This window comes from Vallitalea longa (assembly GCF_027923465.1).
Classification (GTDB): domain Bacteria; phylum Bacillota; class Clostridia; order Lachnospirales; family Vallitaleaceae; genus Vallitalea; species Vallitalea longa.
Window position 1 is genome coordinate 33106 of record NZ_BRLB01000002.1, and the last position, 24395, is coordinate 57500.

General features: G+C 27.7%; 23 protein-coding genes. 3 read left to right on the plus strand and 20 right to left on the minus strand.

What is annotated here, in order from left to right:
• Positions 1 to 86: 86 nt before the first annotated feature.
• From QMG30_RS06335 to QMG30_RS06350, 4 genes are all read right to left on the minus strand, one after another.
• Positions 87 to 1472, minus strand: a complete 1386-nt coding sequence (locus QMG30_RS06335; RefSeq protein WP_281813527.1) for an aldehyde dehydrogenase — start codon at positions 1470 to 1472, stop codon at positions 87 to 89.
• A gap of 121 nt (positions 1473 to 1593) precedes the next feature.
• On the minus strand, positions 1594 to 2163 hold the full coding sequence (locus QMG30_RS06340; protein ID WP_281813529.1) for a TetR/AcrR family transcriptional regulator: 570 nt from the start codon (positions 2161 to 2163) through the stop codon (positions 1594 to 1596).
• Positions 2164 to 2191: 28 nt separating this feature from the next.
• Positions 2192 to 3370 (minus strand): MalY/PatB family protein, encoded by a 1179-nt coding sequence (locus QMG30_RS06345; RefSeq protein ID WP_281813531.1) that lies wholly within the window; start codon positions 3368 to 3370, stop codon positions 2192 to 2194.
• Positions 3371 to 3550: 180 nt separating this feature from the next.
• On the minus strand, positions 3551 to 4498 hold the full coding sequence (locus tag QMG30_RS06350) for an alpha/beta fold hydrolase (RefSeq protein ID WP_281813533.1): 948 nt from the start codon (positions 4496 to 4498) through the stop codon (positions 3551 to 3553).
• Positions 4499 to 4670: 172 nt separating this feature from the next.
• Here QMG30_RS06350 and QMG30_RS06355 point away from each other — a divergent pair, with 172 nt between their 5' ends.
• Positions 4671 to 5981: a helix-turn-helix domain-containing protein gene (locus QMG30_RS06355; protein ID WP_281813535.1), complete on the plus strand. Its 1311-nt coding sequence runs from the start codon at positions 4671 to 4673 to the stop codon at positions 5979 to 5981.
• 8 nt (positions 5982 to 5989) lie between these two features.
• Here QMG30_RS06355 and QMG30_RS06360 read toward each other — a convergent pair whose 3' ends face one another.
• The 4 genes from QMG30_RS06360 to QMG30_RS06375 all read right to left on the minus strand — a co-directional run bounded on the left by QMG30_RS06360 (position 5990) and on the right by QMG30_RS06375 (position 11325).
• On the minus strand, positions 5990 to 8272 hold the full coding sequence (locus QMG30_RS06360) for a DNA gyrase/topoisomerase IV subunit A (protein WP_281813537.1): 2283 nt from the start codon (positions 8270 to 8272) through the stop codon (positions 5990 to 5992).
• A 16-nt stretch (positions 8273 to 8288) separates the two neighbouring features.
• On the minus strand, positions 8289 to 10265 hold the full coding sequence (locus QMG30_RS06365) for a DNA gyrase/topoisomerase IV subunit B (protein WP_281813539.1): 1977 nt from the start codon (positions 10263 to 10265) through the stop codon (positions 8289 to 8291).
• 236 nt (positions 10266 to 10501) lie between these two features.
• Positions 10502 to 10687 carry an H-type small acid-soluble spore protein gene (locus tag QMG30_RS06370; protein ID WP_281813541.1) on the minus strand — a complete coding sequence of 62 codons (186 nt, stop codon included), beginning with the start codon at positions 10685 to 10687 and terminating at the stop codon, positions 10502 to 10504.
• 89 nt (positions 10688 to 10776) lie between these two features.
• Positions 10777 to 11325, minus strand: a complete 549-nt coding sequence (locus QMG30_RS06375; RefSeq protein ID WP_281813544.1) for a GNAT family N-acetyltransferase — start codon at positions 11323 to 11325, stop codon at positions 10777 to 10779.
• 283 nt (positions 11326 to 11608) lie between these two features.
• On the opposite strand from QMG30_RS06375, the gene QMG30_RS06380 reads away from it, so the two are divergent.
• Together QMG30_RS06380 and QMG30_RS06385 are read left to right on the plus strand one after the other, a co-directional pair.
• The gene (locus tag QMG30_RS06380) at positions 11609 to 11893 is read left to right on the plus strand and encodes a hypothetical protein (protein WP_281813546.1); all 285 of its coding nucleotides are present in this window, start codon (positions 11609 to 11611) and stop codon (positions 11891 to 11893) included.
• A complete protein-coding gene (locus QMG30_RS06385; protein ID WP_281814265.1) occupies positions 11893 to 13239 on the plus strand; it encodes a radical SAM/SPASM domain-containing protein in 1347 nt (448 codons plus the stop codon). Before QMG30_RS06380 ends, QMG30_RS06385 begins: the two co-directional genes overlap by 1 nt.
• Positions 13240 to 13360: 121 nt before the next feature.
• Here the strand turns inward: QMG30_RS06385 and QMG30_RS06390 are convergent, their stop codons facing one another.
• The 12 genes from QMG30_RS06390 to QMG30_RS06445 form a co-directional block, all read right to left on the minus strand.
• Positions 13361 to 14371 carry a methyltransferase domain-containing protein gene (locus tag QMG30_RS06390; protein WP_281813548.1) on the minus strand — a complete coding sequence of 337 codons (1011 nt, stop codon included), beginning with the start codon at positions 14369 to 14371 and terminating at the stop codon, positions 13361 to 13363.
• 1 nt (position 14372) lies between these two features.
• A complete protein-coding gene (locus tag QMG30_RS06395) occupies positions 14373 to 14771 on the minus strand; it encodes a ribosomal maturation YjgA family protein (RefSeq protein ID WP_281813550.1) in 399 nt (132 codons plus the stop codon).
• A 265-nt stretch (positions 14772 to 15036) separates the two neighbouring features.
• Positions 15037 to 17364 (minus strand): bifunctional glutamate--cysteine ligase GshA/glutathione synthetase GshB, encoded by a 2328-nt coding sequence (gene gshAB, locus QMG30_RS06400; RefSeq protein WP_281813552.1) that lies wholly within the window; start codon positions 17362 to 17364, stop codon positions 15037 to 15039.
• 170 nt (positions 17365 to 17534) lie between these two features.
• Entirely contained in the window at positions 17535 to 18578 is a 1044-nt protein-coding gene (locus QMG30_RS06405) for a tyrosine-type recombinase/integrase (RefSeq protein WP_281813554.1), read from the minus strand.
• A 390-nt stretch (positions 18579 to 18968) separates the two neighbouring features.
• On the minus strand, positions 18969 to 19574 hold the full coding sequence (locus QMG30_RS06410; protein ID WP_281813556.1) for a pentapeptide repeat-containing protein: 606 nt from the start codon (positions 19572 to 19574) through the stop codon (positions 18969 to 18971).
• Positions 19575 to 19614: 40 nt separating this feature from the next.
• Positions 19615 to 20532 (minus strand): RluA family pseudouridine synthase, encoded by a 918-nt coding sequence (locus QMG30_RS06415; RefSeq protein WP_281813558.1) that lies wholly within the window; start codon positions 20530 to 20532, stop codon positions 19615 to 19617.
• Positions 20532 to 21017: a signal peptidase II gene (gene lspA / locus QMG30_RS06420; protein WP_281813560.1), complete on the minus strand. Its 486-nt coding sequence runs from the start codon at positions 21015 to 21017 to the stop codon at positions 20532 to 20534. Before lspA ends, QMG30_RS06415 begins: the two co-directional genes overlap by 1 nt.
• A gap of 11 nt (positions 21018 to 21028) precedes the next feature.
• Positions 21029 to 22108, minus strand: a complete 1080-nt coding sequence (aroB, locus tag QMG30_RS06425; RefSeq protein ID WP_281813562.1) for a 3-dehydroquinate synthase — start codon at positions 22106 to 22108, stop codon at positions 21029 to 21031.
• Between the two features lie 148 nt (positions 22109 to 22256).
• Entirely contained in the window at positions 22257 to 22805 is a 549-nt protein-coding gene (locus QMG30_RS06430; protein WP_281813564.1) for a DivIVA domain-containing protein, read from the minus strand.
• A 10-nt stretch (positions 22806 to 22815) separates the two neighbouring features.
• Complete coding sequence (locus QMG30_RS06435) at positions 22816 to 23589, minus strand: YlmH family RNA-binding protein (RefSeq protein WP_281813567.1); 774 nt, start codon at positions 23587 to 23589, stop codon at positions 22816 to 22818.
• A 14-nt stretch (positions 23590 to 23603) separates the two neighbouring features.
• Positions 23604 to 23870, minus strand: coding sequence for a YggT family protein (locus QMG30_RS06440; RefSeq protein ID WP_281813569.1), 267 nt, complete (start codon positions 23868 to 23870; stop codon positions 23604 to 23606).
• 38 nt (positions 23871 to 23908) lie between these two features.
• Positions 23909 to 24391 carry a cell division protein SepF gene (locus QMG30_RS06445; protein ID WP_281813571.1) on the minus strand — a complete coding sequence of 161 codons (483 nt, stop codon included), beginning with the start codon at positions 24389 to 24391 and terminating at the stop codon, positions 23909 to 23911.
• Between the last annotated feature and the right edge of the window lie 4 nt (positions 24392 to 24395).

The window sequence follows — 24395 nt, forward strand, 5'->3', positions numbered from 1 at the left end:
CCCTTATAATTCAATATTGTTAATCTTATAACATACTCTATATTATATCACTAATAAATTATAATGTCTAAAAATAATATTTATAGTTATTTTAATAGTTTTTTTACTTTATTAAAGTTAGATTCCGTATATGGAGGAAATTGAACTTTAAATCTGATATTGGTTGATTTGTTAAGTATACTTTTAAAATGTGTAAATGTATTGAAGCTTTCAATTCCATGATAAGCACCCATACCAGAATTACCTACACCACCAAAAGGCAATCTGTGAGTGACAAAGTGACTGATAGTATCATTGATACAACTGCCGCCTGAGCTAGTTTCAGATAATATCTTATCTTGCATTATTTTATCTTCAGAAAAAATATATAATGCTAATGGTTTGTGTTTATCGTTTATCATATCTATAACTTCTCTTATATCTTTATACTCCATAATGGGCAGTATAGGTCCGAATAGCTCTTCTTGCATACAAGCATCTTTCCAAGTTACATCATCAATTAAAGTTGGAGCTATATATTTGTCGTTTAAATTATAGTCACCACCAAAAATAATTTTTCCTTTATCTTTTTCTATTATTTCAGCTAATCTCTTTGAATGCCTAATATTAACTATCCTAGCGAGATTGTTGGATTTTTTTATATCTTTTCCATAGAATCTTACAATTGTTTTTTTTAGTACCTTAATAAATTCTTCTTTTATATCTTCATGAAGAATTAGATAATCAGGAGCTATACAAGTTTGTCCGGCATTAAATAACTTACCCCAAACTATTCTTTCTGCAGCAATAGCTAAATTAGCCGTTTTATCAACTATACATGGACTTTTGCCACCAAGTTCCAGCGTCACAGGAACTAGATTATTACTGGCTGCTTTCATTACTATTTTTCCTATACCAACACTACCTGTAAAAAAAATATAATCAAAAGGCGAATTAATAAGTGCAGATGTCGTTTCTTTTTCTCCTTCTATAACTCTAATAAAATTGTTATCAAAATTTTGGGACAATATGGTATCTATAACTTTTGCTACAGTAGGTGTCTGTTCCGATGGTTTTACGACAACACAGTTCCCTGCTGCTATTGCTCCAATCATAGGTTCAATTAATAGATTAAAAGGGTAATTATAAGGACCAATGATTAATACTATCCCATAGGGTTCTGGCTTAATATAACTTTTAGCTCCAAATTGATGTAAAGGAGTTTTGACTTTCTTGACTTTTGACCATTTCTTAACATTTTTGATATGATATTGTATACTGCTCAAAACCACACCAACTTCAGCAGTATATGTTTCATAAGGATGTCTACCCAAGTCTTTTCGATGAGCTTCTAATATTATCTTTTCATTATCTATTATCAATTGTTTTAATTTCTTCAACTGACTTATTCTAAAATTTACATCTTTTGTTAAACCTTTACTGAAATAATTTTTAATGTCATCTAAAATATTACTTACATTCTGTATAGTCATAAAATCACCCTTTCTAGGTTAGCAATTACTTACTAACGTCTAATTATATAAAGTAAGCACCTTCACTTACTATATATATTATACCATATATTCAATTGTTTTATTACTTATTTTTCAATTCTTAAGAATAGTTATTTTTACTTATAACTCTTAAAGTACTTAGAAAAGCCTGTTCTTTTAATTCATCATTCAATACAACTTCCCCATCAATAGCCGCTCTAGCTATTTCTAAGATTGGGATATGTACAAATGCATAGTAAAAGGCTAAAGGCATATCTCTGAAAAAACCCTTTTTTATGTTTTCCACCATATAAGCAGTAAGTGATTCAAACCTAGCTTTACCCATTTCAAAAATTACATTATTCATATATGTTGAATTAGTAAATTGTAGATAGTATTTTAATCTTTTAGGATAATTCAAGAAATAATCCAGATAATTAAACCAAACTTTTTTTACTTTATTTAATTCATTATCTATACCATCAGTTCCAACAAATATCGCTTTATCTAAATCAGACTTTATTTTTAGGTATACTTCAATCAATAAATCCACTTTACTGTCAAAATATTTGTAAATAGTTGCTTCTGAGTATTGAGCTTTTTTTGCTATTTTAGAAGTTGGTATATGTGTAAGTCCATATTGGTATACAAGGTCTATCGTTGCATTTATTAATTTATCTTTCGTATTCATCAATTGTTTCCTCCTATAACAAAGACTCTTATTTATTGATAGCTTTAGATATTCTGTCTAAAGCTTCTTTCAATATTCCACGTGGACATGCAAAATTAATTCTCATGAATCCAGAACCATTAGTACCAAACCAATGACCACTATCAAGTGCGACTTTCGCTTCTTTGGATATTATATGATCTAGTTTTTTATAATCTTTCTCTATCGATCTAAAATCAAGCCAAGCAAGATAGGTGGCTTGTGGACGAACCAACTTCACTCTAGGCATATTATTCTTTAGATAATCATCTATAAATTCCACATTGTCTTCAAGATATGTCAATAATTGCTCTAACCACTCTTCACTTTCATTATATGCAGCTTTTAATGCTGCAATACTCATAGGATTTTGCCCACCGATTGCATTTTTGGTCAATATTCTTTTATAGCTGTTTCTTAATTTCTTATTACCGATTATTATATGAGAAGTTTCCAATCCAGGAACATTGAATGTTTTGCTGGGAGCGGTACATATTATAGAATTATTTGAAAATTCCTCACTTACATTAGCAAAAACTATATGTTGATTATTGCCTAGAATCAGGTCATTATGAATTTCATCTGAAATTACGATTACATCATTTTCTATACATATCTTCCCAATCTTCAGCAATTCTTCTTTAGTCCACACTCTTCCAACTGGATTATGGGGACTACATAGAATGAATAATTTTAATCTTTTATCCTTAGCTTTCTTCTCAAAGTCATCAAAATCAATAGTATATTTTTCACCATCATACAGCAATGGGTTATTAACTACTTTACAACCATTATTCTTAATAGATTCCTTAAAAGGATAATAAACAGGTGTTTGGATTATTACTTTGTCGTCAGTTTCGCAAAAGGCTTGTATCATATAATTTATTGCTGGGACAATACCAGGAGTATACACAATACTGTCTTTTGATATAGTCCAATTATGTCTTCTTTTCTGCCAATTGATTACCGCTTGATAATAATTGTCTAATCTAACACTATAACCATAAATACCATGTTTCGCTCTGTTGATTATAGCATCAACAACTGGTTTTGGAGTATTGAAATCCATATCCGCTACCCATAGTGGTAGTACATCTTCTTCACCAAAACGTTCCTTCAATATAGCTGGTTCCCATTTTAATGCATTAGTATTTTTTCTATCTATAATATCATCAAAATTATATTTCATACTGATACCCCCAATTAAATTTTCGAATAAAGAGACTATGTCTTGTTATTATATAGACTAAACAGTTAATATCTTTATACTTGACCTTATCATATTATAATAATATATTCAAGATATAACTATTAATTTATATATTTTATATGGGGGTAATAAGATTGGTCAACTAAATTGATTCCAATGTCAATTAAATGTATCACCTAGGATATTTATCAATGTATTATAATATTTATTCGGTTCTTCTATTTCTGGAAAATGGGCTGATTCCTCAAACCATATACATCTTTTTCTAGGAGCAATTAATTTATCACAATACTGTTGAACGATAATTTGAGGGGTTACATAATCATATCTTCCCATACAAAAGTACGTAGGAACTTTTATCTTTTTAATGGTTTTATTAAAATCAATGTTTTTCTTATATATATCAGTAAACAAATGTTTAATAGACACTTCTTGACCTTTCATTATAATATCAATTTCTTCTTCACTGCAATTATCAGTTAACATCTTGAAATAATTACTGTTCCTTTCTATATATCCTAATATGTTCAACCATTTTCTTTCTTTTCCTATATCTTCTATGAGATTATCATATGGAGGATTGCCTATTTCCAATAGTTCTTCTACAGCTTCAATATTATTTAACACTTTAGCTTTATTTAATATAAAATCATATGATAATTTTTCACTTTTATATGTATCTATCATTTGCCCTGATCCTATATATCCATAAAACTTATCTGGATATTTATATACAGTCATTAATCCGTAAACGGTTCCCATAGATTGAGCAGCCATAAAAATTTTGTTTTTGTTATATTCTTTTATTAAATAATCAACTACCTCTTTAGTATCTAATATAAATTGGTCAAGATTCATGGTATTTACAGCTATACTACTATTATAAGATTTACCTGCACCTCTTTGGTCCCAATTCACTACTAAAAAACTTTTTTCAATATTTTTCTGAAACTCATGTGCGATAGGACTATATGGAATACCTGGACCTCCATGTAAAAATAAAAGAATGGGATTATTAATATCACCTCTAACCATTATGTATTGCATAGTTTTGTTAATATTAATCTTTTTAGATATACTTATGTAACTTGAATAATTTGATTTCAATATATTCACTCCTTTGTGTTAAATTATATTTAACCTTATAGCATAATTATATAAGTTTAAAATTGCTGTGTCAATTATAAGTTTAATATTATTTAACTTTATATGGTAATGTATTGAAAATCAAATATTATTGTACTATAATAATTATAAGATCAATGTGGAGGTAATTATATTGGAATCTCTAGGCAGTAAAATAAAACGAATAAGAAAAGAATTACATATTACACAATCACAACTAGCAGATAAGGACATGACAAAAAGTATGATAAGTCAAATTGAAAATAATATAGCAACACCTTCCATGAAAAATTTGAAAATAATAGCTGACAGACTAAACAAACCAGTATCCTTTTTTTTGGATCAAAGCAATAGAAATGTTTTACCTTTAAACATTATAAATGATGAATTAAAAAGTATTGATATATTGATAAATAAATTGGAGTATAAAAAAGCTATAGAAAAATTGAACTTACTTCTCAAAACATATAATTTTAGTCAGTATGGTAAATTAAATGGGGATATATTATTTAAACTAAGTGAATGCTTAGGTGCATTAAACTTATTTCATGAAAGTCAAGAAAATATTGATAAAGCAATAAAAATATACGAAAACAATCAGCTATTTTCAGATGCTGCTATGGCACAAATGGAAAAGATAAATAGATATGTAAAAGAGTATGATTATAAAACATGTCTTGATATTTTAGATGTAGCTATGGATAAATATAATCAATCAATAATTAAAAATTATTTTTTTGAATTGAATTACTTATATTTAAAAGCCATGATTAATTCGAGTTTGGGTAATTTTGAGAATGCAATTATTCTTTTAAATGATGCTATAAGATTATCTAAAGAAAAACATATATATTACAATTCAGATATGATTTATCAGACATTAGCCTGTATTAATCTAATTAATAATAACAATAAGCTATTTTTATATAATATAAAAAAAGCAAAACAATTTTCTGTTTTTACTGAAGATAATTTCAGATTATCACTTATTAATATTAATTACGCTCAATATGAAAATATAAATGATAAACCTACTAAAGCACTTGAATATTTAACAGAGGTTAAAAGTGAACGTAAAGATTTACTGATCTTTTATATGATTGAAAAGGCTAAAGCAAATTATTTGTTGAAAAATTATAAGATGAGTCTAGATTTATTCAATAAAATCAATTATAAGGATACAAATACATGGTATTTACATAAACATGACTACCTTTTCATGTGGTCTGCTAAAATATACCATGGTCTTGCCTTAATGAAAATAGGGAATCTTGATGATGCATTGATAGAAATGAAAATTGGAATTTCCAAATTAGAAGTATTTGAAAATTCCATATACCATATTTTTGCATATAAAAGTATAAGTGAACTCTATAATCTAATGCATAACTATAAAGCAGCATTTAAGTATTTAAAATTAGCTAATACCATGGAATCTTTTTTGAAAGAATTACCTTTTAAGTAATTTGGATTTTATGAAAATCCAATAATATTTTTATTACCAGGAAAAATTTGTTTACCCTTGGAATTTCTTTTTTTAATTCCTATGGCTGAAATATTCTTTTTATTAATTTCATCATCCACATTAATTTGAATAGTTTTTTGCTCAGAATCAATAAACGCTACATCAACAATATGATCTGAGCTATTTAGTTTAATTAAATTAACTCCTTTAGCAGTTCTTTTCTGATTAGGAACTTCTTCAGTCTTTATAATTAATGCAAAACCATTAGCTGTAACTGTAATCAATAGTTCTTCATTATGCATACTAATAATTTTTATAATGCTATCATCATCATTCAGCTTAGTCGCTGTTATTTTTGAACGTGAACTATTGAATTCAGAAGCGTCTACCTGTTTAACTAATCCATATTTGGTTAAAAATAATAATTTATCATCAGTACATAGTTTATTGATCATGATTATATTCTTTTCGTCTATCTGCGTCAAAACACTTATAGCAGTACCTTTATCACTCAATTTAGTTTTTGGTATATTTCCGACTTTTAATTTATATAAATAACCCCTATTATCAAACAAACAAATTTTATCCTCAGTAGTAGCTTTAATTATACATGTCATCTCTAACTCGAGTTTATCTTTGTTTTTATCAAAAGTATCCATATCAATTGATTTAATATAATTTTTATCGTCCACCAATACATATACATCTTCAACTATTTTTTCGTCTGTTATGATAAGTGTTTCTAGATTTTTTAATACGGTTTTACGTTTACTAGTATATTTATCGCTTATTCTTTGTAGTTCAGATATGATTGTTTTATTTAGTACATTTTTATTGCTTAATATTTTTTCATATCTGCTAATTTTTTTCATTATTTGTTTATACTGCTTCTCTACTTCTAATTTTTCAAGGCCAACTAATTTGTATAATCTCATTTCTAAAATTATAGTTGCTTGGCGTTCAGTATAGTTGAATTTTTTGGCACGATTTTCACTTTTTTTTGTTCTGAAGTTAATATTAGTCGTATCACCAGTAATTAAACAATTTTTAACTGTTTTTGCATTCTTAGCTCCACGAATTGCTTCAATAATGATATCAATTTCATCATAAGCTTTGAGCAAACCTTCTGTTCCTTCTTTTTTATCAAGTTCTTGATCTAGTAAGTATCTATAACGTTTAGTATAAATATCTTGTTGGAATTCAACAAACTTCTGTATAGCAGATTTTAGATTGAACAGATATGGTTTTTGCTCATGTAATGCAAGCATGTTAACGCTGAAATTATCTTCTAACCTTGTTTTGCCATATAATTTATTGACTAATCTATAAGGATCAACATCTTTTTTTGTTTCTATAATAATCTCTATTTCTCCTCTTGAACTTTCATCTCGTATATCTTGTATGCCATTTAATTTTTTATTTCTCACTAGATCGACTAAATTTTCAATTAGCATGGATTTGTTCCCTATTAGAGTATATGGTATTTCTCTAATGACTATATTACTTTTACCATTATTAATTTTTTCAATATCTATTTTAGCTCTTATTTTAATTTTTCCTTTACCTGTAGAGTAAATACTTTCTAACTGGTCTTTATTTGCTATTATACCTCCTGTAGGAAAATCTGGACCTTTTATATATGTCATAAGTTCTTTGATGGTTATGTCTTCGTTATTAATATACGCTATAGTACCGTCAATAATTTCTCCTAGGTTATGTGTAGGAAAATTGGTTGACATACCAACGGCAATACCTGTCATACCGTTAACCAGTGCGTTAGGAAATTTAGCAGGCAAAATGGTTGGTTCCATAAGAGTTTCATCGAAATTAGTTTTCATTTCAACTATATCTTTATCAATATCCTCTAACAGCTCCAGAGAAATAGGTTTCAATCTAGCTTCTGTATACCTCATTGCAGCAGCACCGTCGCCATCAATAGAACCAAAGTTACCATGTCCATCTATCAGCTCTTCCTTATAAGTAAAATCTTGAGCCATTCTAACCATAGAATTATATATTGAACCATCCCCATGTGGATGATATTTACCCATAGTATCTCCAACTATACGTGCACATTTACGATATGGTTTATCAGGTGTCACATTCAAATCTTTCATTGCATATAGTGTTCTTCTTTGAACAGGCTTCAATCCATCTCTAATATCCGGTAATGCCCTTGCTGCAATTACGCTCATTGCATAATCTATATATGACTGTTTCATTTCATCTTCATAATCTGTTGTTATTATATGCTGATTTGTAAGATCCGGTAATTTAACGTTTTTTTTCATCATTAGCTTCCTTTCCCTAAGAATCTATATTGGCATTTTCAGCTTCGCTGTTAATAAATTCTCTTCTTGGCGGTACTTTCTCTCCCATTAATAGCGCTGTGGTTTCTTCAGCTTGAATTAAGTTCTCTATCTGTATTTTTTTTAGAGTTCTTGATTGAGGATTCATTGTAGTTTCCCATAGTTGTTCTGCATTCATTTCTCCTAAACCTTTGTAACGCTGGACTTCAGTATTTTTTCTTCTGATTTTTTTCAGTATTTTTTCTAATTCTCTATCATTATAGGCATATAATTCTGTTTTCGATGATTTTATTTTATATAATGGTGGCATGGCTAAGTACACTTTTCCATTAATAATCAGTTCAGGCATATGCTTATAGAAGAATGTCAATAGTAGTGTCGCTATATGAGCCCCATCTACATCACCATCAGTCATTATAATTATTTTATCATACTTCAATTTGCTTATATTAAAATCTTCACTTGACCTATTACCGAATAGACCATCACCGAATCCTGTTCCCAGTGCATTTATTATTGATACTATCTCTTTATTTTCAAGTATTTTACTGATTTTACTTCTTTCAGTATTCAGTACTTTCCCTTTTAGAGGTAGTATTGCTTGATAACGTCTATCTCTGCCTTGTTTAGCTGATCCACCAGCTGAGTCTCCTTCTACTAAAAAAAGTTCAGTTAAAATACCTTTTTTCTCATTTAGTGATAATCTGCATGATGCTAATTTTCCATTAGAAGATATTTTAGATTGATTTTTTAAAATGTTGTTTCTGGCATTTGCTTCTGTCTTTCTTATAGTATGTGATCTAACTGCACTTTCTGCAATTTTAGTTATAGTCTTTTCATTTCTATCGAAATATTGCTCTAATTGAGAATATGTTATATCTGATACAATACCCCTTACTTCCGTATTACCAAGTTTGGTTTTTGTTTGACCTTCAAATTGTGGTTCGGGTACTTTCACGGACACTATAGCTGTTAATCCGTTTCTTACATCCTTACCATCAAGGGTGCCTTTTCCTTTAAAAACCGATAATTCCTTAGCATATTTATTGACTATTCTTGTTAAAGACAATTTGAATCCCGAAACATGCATTCCTTCTTCTTGGGTATTGATGTTATTACAGAATGAAAATATATTTTCTGTAAAATCGTTGGTGAATTGAAGAGCTATCTCAACTATTACACCATCTTTATTATCAGAAATATAAATCACATCATCATGAAGTTTGGTTTTGGTAGTATTTATCTCTCTGATAAATCCAATAAGACCATCTTCTTCGTGATAAACCACTTTCTCAGGTTGAGGTAATGTATTATCTTGATAAATAGTAGTTAATCCACTATTCAAGAAAGCTATTTCTTTCATTCTTTTTTTTATGATATTAGGTTTGAATTTTATTTGGTCAAAGATTTCAACATCAGGTAAAAAAGTTATTTTCGTACCCCTTTTCCTTGTATTCCTTATAGGTATTAATGCTCCATTATCAAGCGATGTTACTGCTTTTCCACCACTTTTATATTCATCAATGTATACTTTACCACCTCTATATATTTCAACTGTGAATTTAGAAGATAATGCATTAACAACTGATGCACCAACTCCGTGTAGTCCTCCTGAATACTTATATGTATCTTGATCGAATTTTCCTCCTGCATGAAGTACAGTAAATATTATTCTTTCAGTTGTAATTCCTCTAGGATATTGTGCCTTCGGATAATCTTTTGTATTATCATGCAAATCAATAGGTATACCACTTCCATTATCTTCAATACTAACAGAATTATCTTCATTTAGTGTTATATTGATTTGATTACACATACCTGCTAAATGTTCATCTATACCATTATCTATTATTTCCCATATCAAATGATGTAATCCTCTTGTTCCAGTGTTGCCTATATACATACCTGGTCTTAATCTAACAGGTTCTAATCCTTCTAGTACCTTAATGTTTTTTCCACTGTATTCTCTAGCCACTAAAAAAACTCCTTTCAACTTTCGTACAGTAATAAATCATATAATTTAACTAAAGATAAATATATCAAAAAATCAGCTGATAATCAATTTAAATTTAATCTATACAATATGATAAATAGAATATAAAAGTTCTACCATCTCTTTATTTAACAAAGTATAACTTTTATTTATATGTAAAAAGAAATGCAGAGTTTATCCCTGCATAAATAATATACTATACATTTTTAATATTTTATTTATATATTCATTTCATTCAATTCTCTAACACTAACAACTTCATTATTGGTTGGTGCATCCAACATTTCAATTTCAGCTGTTTGTTCTTCTTGATTTACACTTTTTATCCATATAGGATTCCCATTGTAATTTACATCAATAACACCTTTTGAATCGAAAATCTCTTGAGCTCTTTCTATTTTCATACTAATCAACCTTTCATATCTTAATATGGTTATTATTAGGTTTTTACTATAAAATATACATGAAAAACTCTATATGGATATTAACAATATTAGATTAGTTCTCCATCACTATAAAAAGGGTCACAATACTTAACTATACCTTTTACATTAGATAGTGAGTCTTTTTCTAATTCCAATGCAAATAAGTATGGATTGTTACATTCCTCATCAAGACCTATATTATAATTTAACGCTTCAATGAATCCAAATTTCTTATATAATTTTGGATGACCCAATACTATGATTGAAGTATATCCTAATGATTTGGCTTTTTTTATGGATTCTGTCATTAATTTTGAGCCTATACCTTTATTTTGGTAATCCTTATGTACGGATAGAGGTGCTAAAGCTAGGGATTCATTTATATTGCCATCATTTATAATAGACATTGGTGTATACATTATATGACCTACTATTTTATTATCATACTCTGCAACTAATGAAAGTTCATTTATGTAATATGGAGAATTTCTTATATCACTAACTAAATTCCATTCATTGAAATCAGATATTTTATTTTCTTTGAAAAAAGCAGATTTTATTACATCATTAACTATTCCATATTCATCACTGTTTTCTTTTCTAATTATTACATCCACTGTTATAACCTCTTTCTCTTTTATATTAATTCTATTATACACTACTACTCTTTTACAATAAATAGTTATTATCAATAGCATTAATTAATTTATTCATTAACAATATATAGATATTAAGTAATAATATATTCAATAAAATACTTTATATTTTTTTAACTATAATAAACCAATCACGAAGTAATTGAAATAATATAACTGTTATTATATAATGGATATATACAAAAATTACATGCTAATACAGTTCTTTACAAATGTTAATAATTATTACTATTTATATAAGGAGATGATTGAAATATCAGAAAAAGAAGATTGGATCATTAAGATTAAGAATGAAGTACCTTATGTTGAGATTCCTGAAAGATTTAGAGAAGATTCAGATATCGAATCAATGCCATTAGTAGATTTTATGAAAATCATTAATCAGATGAAAGCCGACGAAACACAAAAAATAGACAGAGGATTCATGAAACATTGTTGCCTAAAAATAAAAATCAAACATTGTTGTGTTAAACCACCACCAGGAACTAAATATGGAGCAGGAAATATGTCATGGTGTTCAAATAAGTGATGAAATTATCTTATTACAATATCACATCTGAATTAAATACTAATGAACTTGTTCTTGCCAATTTACTTTCTGGAGCTATTATAACTATATCAAAAGATAGTTATACATTAATTCAAAAAAACACCGAAGATAAAATACCGATTCCCCTATTAGAAAAGTTAATAGAAGGACGTTTCCTAATCTCAGATGATTTTGATGAATTGAACTATATTCAAACAAGATTATCTTATCACAAATTTCGAACAGATATATTATCTCTAACTATTCTTCCCACACTTGATTGCAATTTTGATTGCTCATATTGTTATGAAAACAATGCTAGAACATATATGTCAAATAAAACAATAAATCAACTTATTAATTTTGTTGCTGTCAATTTAGCAGGTAAAAAACGTTTTTCAGTAGCATGGTATGGAGGTGAACCTTTACTTGCGTCTGATACTATATGGAAATTATCACAAGTATTTATTGCAATGAGTGAAAAATTAGGTATAGACTATGATGCTTGTATTATAACTAATGGTTCTTTGCTTACTGCTGAAAACATAGATAAATTAATAGAATATAAGGTTGATTCTATACAAGTTACAATTGATGGCCCTCATGATATTCATAATACTATGAGACCTTTCTCATGTAAATATTCTATGGACACTAAGTCATATGATGTAATCCTAGATAATATCTCAAGTGCATGTGAAAAAATAAATATCAACGTAAGAATTAATATTGGGAAAGATAACTATAGGCAATTAAAAAGACTATTGAATTCAACTAAATTCAATAATCTAAAGAATAAAATAAATATTTATGTTAGCCCTATAATTCCTTTTGGAGCAGGGAAAAAAGTTAATGAAACCACATTTCCAACAAAATGTTTCGATTTTCCCAGTTTTGCAGGTATTGAGACTGAGTTATATGAGATAATTCAACAAGCAGGTTTTAGTACTAATTTTGATTTTGACGGAAGTAATTGTAATTGTTGTAGAGCTATATGCCTCAATAATTATCTTGTTGATCCAGATGGCAATCTTTTAAAATGTTGGGATAGCATTGGAGAAGATTCAGGAATCGTTGGACATATAAGTAAATGCCCGAAAGAGATACCAATGTATCAAAATAAAGAATTGCTAAAATGGATTTCGTTTAATCCACTTGATAATATCAAGTGCAGGAAATGTAAATTCCTGCCCATTTGTATGGGAGGATGCCCTCATAGAATTATAAAAGATAATGTGAACGATGATTACAGATGTTCTGTCATAAAATACAACTATAAACAAATGCTGAAAAAATTGTATGTTCAATCATTAACCGCAGAAACTAACAACGAGTATGGTACATAAGATATTGCATAATTAATAAATTAATACGGTAATAAATATTAAATAGCATTATTGTGAAGGCTGTATAATTGTAATGATTCTGTTACTTTCATATTGCTCATAATACTATTAAAATATAGTATTATGAGTATTCTTTTTTTCTAGCATGAATTACACAATATTCTATCTTAGTATCTTGAACAGGAAATCCATCTATGGAAGCCGATTCTATGATTTCTCCAATAGGTGTTGGTTCAATATCAGCTAAATATGAATTACAGATATCCATATCCCATCCCGCTGTTGTAAATGTTTTAGTAGCATTTTTTCTAGTAGCATATGCTGTAGAACCGAATTTATTAAATAGATCCATATGGACTGTATCATCATTATCAATGAAAGTCATTATAGGTGTAAAATTATTTTTAGTTATTCTATACATTTCTTTTATTACTTCACCAGGTTGTTCTATATTCTGAAGTCCCATATTACTAGTTAAATTAACAATACTATTGTTTTTAAATGGAGTTTTCCTTGCATCAAAAGCAATCAAACTTAATTTATCGTATAAGCCTTTGAATATGTAATAATCTTTATTTCTCATAAGTATTGTTGGACTAAAATCAGTTGCTATAACATAATTATCTTTGTTTGCAAGTAATTTTTCAACTAGATATCCTTTACCACTGGCTATATCAACTATTGGATGATCATTTTCAATAATATCGACTATATAATTCATTTGACTGTTCCAACCATCAACATAATCTTTTGTATATATTTTTTCCATAGCTGACTGGAACATCGAAGTACTTTTCTTATAATTACTTTTACTCTCTAAATAAACAGCTTTATACCAATAATCTGCTGCACTTAATTTATCTTCTGGTGTGTTCATAAGTTTATCATATTTATCTGGATTTTCCTTAAAGTATTTATCTAATCCACTTTCAACATTTTCCCATAAATCATTTCTAGATAAAGCATCGGTTAAAAACACTGCAATCTCATTTCTAACTTCATATTCCGCACCACAGGATAAACATTTTACCTCTGCATTGATGATTCTATTATCACTCTCATCTATAATGTTCCATTCTAAATTTTTCTTACACAATGGACACACTAATAGATCCATACAATATTTATGCATTCTACCTCTCCTCTAATTTATACTCTTTATAATTAAAAAATTTATTGTCTATTGTTTTTTTGATATAATAACCGATAATAATACCTGCTAAATATGCAATTAGATCAGAAAATAAAAAACCCTGTCCTAATAATATATGTCCTATTGGTGTTCTCCTAAAATCATCTATCCATGGTCTATGATAGAGTTGAGTAAATTCAACTATATATGTAATTATCACACTTGAAACAAATATGAATAGATCAGATTTTTTATCTAGTAATATAGCTATTATATAGAATACCATCATAGCCCAAAAAACATCGCCCATGAATAAAGGAATTCCTCTTATCTCTCTAGACAATAATCCTAAAACAATAATTATAAGAGTTATTAAAATATACACTAATCTTTTTTTCATTGTTATATCTCCAATTACTAATATGATATAATGCATAACTTAGCCACACCAATAATTATTTATGTAATACTTATTTTAATTGTAATTCTATATGTAATGTATTTATTGGACTAATTACGCATTTAATATAATTATATATTTATTTGTATTTAGTGTCAATATATAGCATGTTTTAGTGTATATAATTATAAAAAAATAGCAAAAGGCAAAATCATCTATTGCGTTTCACTATTTTTATTTAATTTATATAGTATTAGTTTCAAAGTTAAAGATTCAACAAATCTAGTATTTTTTCTCCTATTTTTCTATTCTTACCTTTATAAGGATAACAATGTATATGGATAGCGGGATTGAAGTTCAATTCTATTATACTATAATTATCAGTAGCTTCGCCTGTAATATCTTTTGTCATTAAATCTACTCCTACAATAGATGCTCCTACAGCTTTGGAAGCCTTTACCGCTATTTCTTTAAGAGAATCTGAGATAACATCTGTATAATCTATACTATCCCCACCTGTGCTGATATTAGAATTCTCCCTTAGATAGACAATTCTATTTTTTTCTATTACAGAATCAAAATCAAGCTTTTGTTGAGTTAGAAACATCTTTTCAGGTATTCCCAACTTGATTTTTTCCAATGGTTTTCTATAATTTTGCCCTCTTAATATGTTTTTGTTCTTCTCCATAACCAACTGTTTTATAGAACTAGTCCCATCTCCTTTTACATTGGCAGGAACCCTTAATAACACTCCAGCAACCTTATTATCAATAACTAAAACTCTATATTCTTTACCTTCAATAAATTCTTCAATCAATATGGTATCGTCTTGTTGAAATGCCAAATCAAGTGCTGTCTTATATTCATCTTCAGTAAAACTTTCTTTGAAGATTGTAATACCTATGCCAAAATTAGTTGAATTGGGTTTTATTACTATATTTTTATTGTTATATCTATAATATTCTTTTTGTGCTAAATCAATCTTTGTAAATTCTTCACCTAAAGGTGCTTTTAGACCAGAGCTTTCAAGTATTTTTTTGGTTACTAATTTGTTTTCCATTATCAATACTGTACTGTAATTATCTTTTGAGGTTTTGGTTGCCTGTTTAACATATTCTACTTTATCTTTTGCCGATAACATGATAAAGTTATCATTTCTATCAAGAATCTCGACTTTCACACCTCTTTTTATTGCATCCAATATCAATATCTGAGTAGACAGTTCCATATCTTCATATCCTATGAAATTAAATCTTTTCGAGAGACTGTCTTTAGCATAATCAATAGCTTTTTTGATATGAAATTCTATAAAGCCTTTTTGCTTTATTTGTTCATATATAATACTAGAATAAAGATTTTTATTATCTATAACCATATCTCTGTAAGTGGCTATAATATTTTTATATGTTTCTATTGGAGGATCAATAATATTAACTACTTCTTCTATTGTATCCATTATATGAAGTGACATTGACTTAACGTCAACACGTTTTCCTTTCCAATTGATTTTAAGATTATCCATTCTTCCCTTCTCAGCTACAACTTGATTATTATTGATTGATTCATAAAATAATGATTCATTCATTTCACTATCTTCTAAGATAAGAGCAAGTATAATTAATAAGTGAATTAAATATAAATCACTAATATTTACACCTAGCTTAAAAAGAGGATTAATATCCAATAATCTTAGCTCTAAATAATCTATACCATGTTTTTCAATTGCACTCAGATTACCTTTATTACTTTTGGGACGTATCACACTATAATATTCTTTTGATCCTATTAATTTACCAGAATCAATCATTTCTCTAATACTTGTAATGTAATTTTCAAGGGAATTCAAAGGTACATAGAAATTATTGATGTTCTTATACCCACATCTACCGTTCCTGATAGATATAGTATTTTTGAATTTATCTATTTTAAGATTTTCTAAATTACAACTATCATAATACGTTTCATGTATTACAGGGCTACTACCAAACATTTTAATAATAAACCAGCTTAATCTAGTAATATTACGCATTATTTTCATGTACATTTCGTCTTTATATTCTCTATATGACAATTGAGATAAGCTGCTATTATATAATTTATTAATGAAATCATCATCTAATGAGAAATTCAAATGAATTCCTGATATCAATTGCTTTTTTCTACCATATTTATCCGCTAAATATTTTCTATACATATTTGCATTATTTTTTACGAGTTTTTCATTAGTATTATACCTTGCTAATGGGATTTCATTTTCATTTGGTAGTATAGGAGGTACACTTTCAGGCCATAAGAATTCATTATCAATTGTTACCGAAACAACATTTTGTATAGTTTCCAGGTAATTATATGCTTCATCAATAGAATTACATACGGGTGTAATCATCTCTACCTGGCTCTCTGAAAAATCCGTTGTTATATATGGATTTAGTAATTTATCTCCAAAATGTTTTGAATGTGGAGTTTTGACTAGTTCACCATTATTATTTATCCTTATATTTTCTTTTTCTATACCGAATTTACCTTTTAATAAATCATTTTCAAGATGATTATCTTTAATACACTGCACTAGTTCTCTATTTAAGTTAAGCATTATTGTACTCCTTATATGTCAGTCAAAAGTATTATTATTTGATATTCTATTATAATACTATATTATACAGATATATTGATATTTGAAAAGAATTTTTATGTAATTCCTTAAAAAATATTTTTAAACGTTGTCAGTTTACATAAATATTTTATGGTAAACTAATAATGTTACTAAAATTGTAATTTTTCAATTTCATCAAACATTCTATTTTTATTAATAATTTGTATATAATTATCAAATGTTGTACTAGTTCTACTATGACCCAGAATATCACTTACTATTCTGACTGGCACACCACTATCTAATAGATACGTTGCAAAAGTATGCCTTAAACTATGGGGTGTTATCTTTTTGTTATCATTTCTTTTAGTGTTTATTCCTGATCGCTCTAACAAATCTTTTATTATAATTGTTATTCTTCTAGTGGAAATTGGCATATCCATATTTGTTCTATATAGGGATGGAAATAAATAAACACTTGAATAAATCAATTTATTGATTTTGATATTTTCTCTTTTTACATTTTTTTCTAAACGTTCTGTAGCAGTTTTATACTTGAAATATTCAAACATAAGTTTACTGTTAAGAGGAATCCATCGAGTTTTATTTCCTTTACCAGTGACTGTCAACAATTTACTCTCAAGGTTAATATCATCCCACATAACTTTGGCGGTTTCAGAAATCCTTAAACCAGTATATAGAAATAAATTGAATATAAATCTGTTTCTAATTTTATAATAGGTATTTATATATTTTTCTTCTAATACTTCGTATTCTTTCCTAGATTCTTCACTTACTTCTTTCTCTAAAAAGATCAATAATTTAGTTATTTCATCTTTAGTTAGTATAGGTTTTTCTTTTGTAGCGTCTATTTTCAATGATTTCAATTTATGTGTAACGCTAATATGAATCAATTCTTCTTCGTTAGCAAATTTAAATAAGCCAGTTAGTGTATTTCGTTTTGCATTAATACTTCTTGTTTTGTAATTATATTTGTCATTATCAAGCTCTTCTAGAAAATTATCAACTATTGTTTTAATATTATCTTCTTCAACATATTGAGTTCCTCTATTTTCTAATACGAAATTAATAAATTGATAAAGGGTCACTTTGTAATTTTTAATTGTAGCATTAGATAATCTATTTATTTTTAGATGGTTAATATACTTGTCTATTATAATAGTCATATCTATTATATTGGGTTCTAAATCCATAATTATTTTCCCTTTCTTATAGAAATTATATACATAGTTTACATAATAATATTATGGTAAACTCGTATAGGTGTAATAGGTAGAATAATATCAATTTCAAATTACGACAGCTTTTTTGCACTGTTCATATAGTAATAAATATAAGAACTATTAACATATCGCTTAAAACAGCATATTTACTAGGGTTAAGAGCAGTTCTTAATTAATAAATATGCTAATGATTATACTAGTTCGTATATTTAACTAGTGTGAGTTCGTATATTTTGCACTTATTATACTATTTCAGTACTATAAATTTTATTATTGACATACAGGATAGTAAAATCATCATATTGGAATATACTCTACGATAATACCTTAATAAAATATTTTAACAAATACTATAATTTTTTATTCGACTATAGCTCCAAATGAAGTTGCTAATAGCATACATTGAGCTATATCTAATTTAACATTATGTAAGTCAAGTTCAGATAAATTAATACCTTCTATTAGAGCTTCTCTAAAATCACATCCTTTTAGTTTGGCTTTATGTAAAATAGTATAACTTAATATAGCTTTATTGAAATTAGTTTTTTCTAGATTGCATCCTGTAAAATCGGTTCTAGTTAAATTTACTTCACTAAAATCGATACCTTTGAAATCTTGAAATTTCAAATTGGTATATGAAAAATCACCTCTAACGATAACTACTCCTAACATATTAGCTTCATCAAAAGTCGAACCGACCATTTTACAATCAGTAAATTCTGCACCAAACAAATCAGCAAATTCAAATTTACAATTTAAAAAAGCTGAATCTTTGATGTTACATGCGTTTAATCTTGATGCCTTAAAATTACATTTTATAAATTCACAGCTTTTTATAATGGATTCTTCCATTTTAGTATTTCTGAAATTGCAATTATTGAAAGAAGATTTTTTAATGTCTTGAAATTCTATATTGCTATCTGTAAAATCACAATTTTCATATTTTGTGTCGCTTAATATTTCCATATATTTAATTTTCCTTTCATTTACTGTTATATTATTATTGTTACATATTTCTTAATTTGCTTAATATTCCAGTAAAATAATTTGGCAAAGGAGCTTCAAATTCCATATATTCTTTAGTTTTGGGATGAACAAAACCTAATACCCTTGCATGTAATACCTGTCCCTTTAATTTAAACCTATCATTTCTAGGTCCATAAACAGGATCCCCTAGCAAAGGATGATTGATACTTGTCATATGAACTCTTATTTGATGAGTCCTTCCGGTCTCCAACTTCAATTCCACATAAGTATATTGATTAATTCTTTCAAGAACTTTATAATGAGTAACTGCTTCTTTTCCATTGACAGGATTTATAGCCATTCGTTTTCTATTAACTGGATGTCGTCCTATTGGTTTGTCTATAACACCTTCGTCATTTTTGATATTGTTATAGACTATCGCATTATATTTTCTTGTGATAGAATGTTCTTTCAATTGTTCAACTATATTTTCATGGGATACATTATTTTTACATGCAATCAGGACACCAGATGTATCTTTATCTATCCGGTGAACTATACCCGGTCTCATATCACCGTTGATATTAGATAAATTGTCTTTACAATGATACATCAGTGCATTGACTAATGTTCCTGAATAATGACCAGGTGCGGGATGAACTACCATTCCTTGTGGTTTATTGATTAGAATTACATCTTCATCTTCATAAAGAATGTCCAGAGGAATATTTTCAGGTTGAATGATTAATTCTTCTGCCTCTTCTATAATTATTTTTATTATATCATTTCGTCTTAATTTATAATTGGATTTTATTGATTTATCATTTACACTAAGCTGATTTTCTTTAATTAATTTTTGTATAAACGACCTAGAATAATCCGGTAGTTTATTTGATATATATTTGTCTATCCTAAGACCTACATCATTGTTTTCAATATTGAATAAATACGAATCCATTATTTTTTACTCCTTTTCAAAAATGCGAAATCTTCATCTTTGTACTTGAAGATCATTAATGCTATCAATAATATAGCTCCAACAACTACATAACAATCAGCCATATTAAATACAGGGAAATCGATTAATTTGAAATATAACATATCTACAACATATTTCAACCTAACTCGATCAGCAAAGTTACCAATAGCTCCAGCTATAAATAAGATTAAAGTGAATTTTAATGGATAATATTTTTTATCCTTAGGCATTTTATTGAAAATATATATCATTCCAATTAAAATTACTACTGTAAAAATTATGAACAACCATTGCTGTCCTTGAAGCATCCCAAATGCACTACCTTCATTTTTGACATAAGTTAATCCAAATACATCTCCAATAATTGGAATATATTCTGTTGGTTCAATATTCATTACAGTTAAATATTTGGTATACTGATCTAGACCTACTAAGAGTATTACACTTATTAACATTAAAATCATTGCATGTCTCCTTATAAAATATATTTAATTGCTTCTATTATTCTTTCTTTTTCTATATCATTTCTGATCTCACATGTTCCTATGCCTTTTAATAATATTATATTAAGGATATCATTTTTAGTTTTTTTGTCATGAAATAATTCATTATATATTGTTTCTGGCTCTAATGTATTGATTTCTGTTGGCAAATCAAAACTTCTAATACATTTTTTAATATCCTCTAGTTGTTTGTTATCTATCTGGTTTAGCAAAAATGATAAGTACGCAGCAGATACCATACCAATAGCTACACATTCACCATGAAGTAATTTGAAATCGAATAATCTTTCGACTGCATGCCCAATTGTATGACCGAAGTTAAGAGTCGCTCTTATTCCTTTTTCTTTTTCATCTTGTGATACGATATCACTTTTTATAACACATGATCTGTAAATCAAATCCTCCAATACATCACTATCAAGCTGATTAATCAATGTACTGTTAGTTTTAATAAAATCAAAATAATCTTTATCTGCTATTAATCCATGTTTTATAATTTCTCCCATACCAGCACTTACTTCTTTCTTAGGTAATGTAGATAAAGTACTGGTATTAATATATACTAATTCAGGTTGATGGAATGAACCAATAATATTTTTGTAACCTTCAAAATCCACACCTGTTTTACCCCCGATACTACTATCTACTTGAGAAAGTAATGTAGTTGGTATTTGAATGAAATTATTACCTCTCATAAAAGTAGCTGAAGCAAATCCAACCATATCACCTGTGACTCCGCCGCCAAGTGCTATCAGATAAGAATCTCTGTCCATTTTTTCTTCAATCATTTTTTGATATATTGTATTAATAGTACCAAGATTTTTATTTATTTCACCATGAGGAATTACCTTATAAGATAATTTGCTTGTAATATCAGATAATATATTAATTACATTATCTAAATAATATTTACTGACATTGTCATCTGTAATAACACATACTTTTTTATTTTCTACGCCTACATCAATCAAATTTTGTTGCAATGATTCAAAATTGCTACTGATAACGATATTATAATCATTACTAGTAGTATTTACTTTAATTAGTTTCATATTTATGTCATTCCTTTATTTAATATTAAGCTTAATATTATTATTTTTAAAACAAGATTAAAAAACAAAAGTTCCAGAGGGTAACCTCTCAGAACTTTATTCTAGCATAAGGAAATTATTTTTACTATAGTAATAATTATATTTTTTCCTATTCATTATCTATTTGTTTCACCGATATATCATCTATATTAGTGGCGGCAGCTTCTTCGATAGTTTGTTGTTTCATTATCTCATCTATATCTATAGGTTTATTTTCTAATGTATTGCTATTTGTTAATTCAAGCTGAGCTTTTAGAAATTGTCTAATCTGAATTTTCGAAGCATCATATTGCTGTACGAGTTCTTCTTTTTTCTGACTGATTCTATATACTTCATTTCTAGCATCTTCAACTATTGTCTGAGCTTTTACTTCTGCTTCTTTTTCGATGATTTCTGCTCTTTTATGAGCATTTGACTTAGTTTCTTCAGCAGTTTTTTCTGCTAATAGCAAAGTACTTTGAAGTGTCTCTTCAATAGTCTTATAGTATTTGATTCCTTCATTTAATAAGTTAACTTTATCCTTTAATTCGATATTTTCTTTATATATTTTTTCATAATCTGATAAGATTTCATTTATTGTATTCCTTACTTCAACTTGAGAAAAACCAAATAATGTTTTCTTAAAATTCTTTGCCTCAATGTCTAAAGGTGTTAACATATTATTCCTCCTAAGTATATCTTTTTAGTTCAATGTAAATCCTATCTTTTTTGGTTCTATTACCGATTTGGTAAAATAAGAACTTACCAATACCTCTAACAGAAACTATATCACCTTCAATCAAATTATATGAAGGTGATAAAATCATTTTACTATTTACATAAACATTTTTATTCCTGATTTGTGTAACAGCTTTTCCTCTTGATAATGGAAAAGCTAATGATATCAATGAATCTAATCTAATAGAAGATACAGTTCCTTTTATATGTTGAAAACTTGGAGTCAAAATTTCATCTGGTAAAGTATGTAATATCTGTACATCAACTACCGTCTGCTTTACCTTTTCTAAACTAGTTATTATATAATCAGAAACCACCTGACTAACAAATGCAATCGCAAAATTATCTTTAACAATTATATCCCCTACTTTAGCTCTTGTAATACCCAGATTCAGTATTGCGCCTAAGAAATCACGATGTGTCAAATTATTAGAAAATTTCATATTCCTAGGACGAATTTCGAGTATGACTATAGGATATTTGATATTATTACTATCAATATAGTCTGGATAAAAAGCCAATATCTTTCTTTCACTATAATCATATCCTCCATAAAAAATATGATTAATCCCTGCTAAGTATTTTTTATTTGATTTATATATACTTTGCTCATGAATGTTCAAAAAATCTGTATACATTTCAATTTGTCTTATTGATGCAATCTTTTCTTTATCAATGATCTTGTTAAGAACTATAGCATCATCATTATTAATGTTATTTCCCATATCCATTATCCTATTTAAAATTTGCCTATCATATTTTGTAATATCCTAATTACTAAAAATGCAATCAATGGAGAAAAATCCAGAACATTTCCTTTACCACCGAAAATTGATTTTTCTATAAGTTTTCTTATTGGAGAAAGCAAGGGTTCTGTAACCATAATTATAAATTGTGCAACGGGATTATCATACGAATTTGGTATCCAAGATAATAGTACTCTAATTATTAGTAATATTTCTAAAACAAATAGAAATAAATATAAGACACTTAATACAATTTCCATAAATTTCACTCCTTATAAGTCTATAATAAGCCACTTTTCTATTCGCTTTTCCAAGGTAAAATAATCCCGTTAGACTTTAGTTCTTCTCTAAAATCACCCGCTATATCAACATTTTCAGGTGCTATAATAAATATATTATTTGTAACTCGTTGTAAGTTACCGTTTAATGTATAACATGAACCACTGATAAAATCCATTATCCTCTGTGCAATATCTCTATCCATCTTATCTAAATTAATTATCACAGGTTTTTTTGATTTAATGTGATCACATATATCTTGAGCCTCATCATAAGCTTCAGGTTGAATAACTATAACTTCCATTTGAACGTTCGCCTGAAAGTTAACTATGTTTGTCGCATTATTCTTCTTTTTTGAATTGTTCTTGATATGTTTAAAATCAGAAACATTAGATGATTCGGTTTCTTCTTCATTTTCTTCTTCGTATTCATAATCCTCATCATAATCGTCATAATCGTTTAATTTCATCATATCCATCATCTTATCAATAAACTTCGCCATTCTA

Bases quoted from the DNA above. Each gene is read 5' to 3' on its own strand.
- QMG30_RS06390 (WP_281813548.1), bottom strand. From the start codon at position 14,371: ATGCATAAATATTGTATGGATCTATTAGTGTGTCCATTGTGTAAGAAA.
- QMG30_RS06335 (WP_281813527.1), bottom strand. From the start codon at position 1,472: ATGACTATACAGAATGTAAGTAATATTTTAGATGACATTAAAAATTAT.
- QMG30_RS06345 (WP_281813531.1), bottom strand. From the start codon at position 3,370: ATGAAATATAATTTTGATGATATTATAGATAGAAAAAATACTAATGCA.
- gshAB (WP_281813552.1), bottom strand. From the start codon at position 17,364: ATGCTTAACTTAAATAGAGAACTAGTGCAGTGTATTAAAGATAATCAT.
- QMG30_RS06380 (WP_281813546.1), top strand. From the start codon at position 11,609: ATGATTGAAATATCAGAAAAAGAAGATTGGATCATTAAGATTAAGAAT.
- QMG30_RS06410 (WP_281813556.1), bottom strand. From the start codon at position 19,574: ATGGAAATATTAAGCGACACAAAATATGAAAATTGTGATTTTACAGAT.
- QMG30_RS06445 (WP_281813571.1), bottom strand. From the start codon at position 24,391: ATGGCGAAGTTTATTGATAAGATGATGGATATGATGAAATTAAACGAT.
- QMG30_RS06360 (WP_281813537.1), bottom strand. From the start codon at position 8,272: ATGAAAAAAAACGTTAAATTACCGGATCTTACAAATCAGCATATAATA.
- QMG30_RS06340 (WP_281813529.1), bottom strand. From the start codon at position 2,163: ATGAATACGAAAGATAAATTAATAAATGCAACGATAGACCTTGTATAC.
- QMG30_RS06435 (WP_281813567.1), bottom strand. From the start codon at position 23,589: ATGGGAAATAACATTAATAATGATGATGCTATAGTTCTTAACAAGATC.
- QMG30_RS06385 (WP_281814265.1), top strand. From the start codon at position 11,893: ATGAAATTATCTTATTACAATATCACATCTGAATTAAATACTAATGAA.
- QMG30_RS06430 (WP_281813564.1), bottom strand. From the start codon at position 22,805: ATGTTAACACCTTTAGACATTGAGGCAAAGAATTTTAAGAAAACATTA.
- aroB (WP_281813562.1), bottom strand. From the start codon at position 22,108: ATGAAACTAATTAAAGTAAATACTACTAGTAATGATTATAATATCGTT.
- lspA (WP_281813560.1), bottom strand. From the start codon at position 21,017: ATGATTTTAATGTTAATAAGTGTAATACTCTTAGTAGGTCTAGATCAG.
- QMG30_RS06370 (WP_281813541.1), bottom strand. From the start codon at position 10,687: ATGAAAATAGAAAGAGCTCAAGAGATTTTCGATTCAAAAGGTGTTATT.
- QMG30_RS06395 (WP_281813550.1), bottom strand. From the start codon at position 14,771: ATGAAAAAAAGATTAGTGTATATTTTAATAACTCTTATAATTATTGTT.
- QMG30_RS06415 (WP_281813558.1), bottom strand. From the start codon at position 20,532: ATGGATTCGTATTTATTCAATATTGAAAACAATGATGTAGGTCTTAGG.
- QMG30_RS06440 (WP_281813569.1), bottom strand. From the start codon at position 23,870: ATGGAAATTGTATTAAGTGTCTTATATTTATTTCTATTTGTTTTAGAA.
- QMG30_RS06405 (WP_281813554.1), bottom strand. From the start codon at position 18,578: ATGGATTTAGAACCCAATATAATAGATATGACTATTATAATAGACAAG.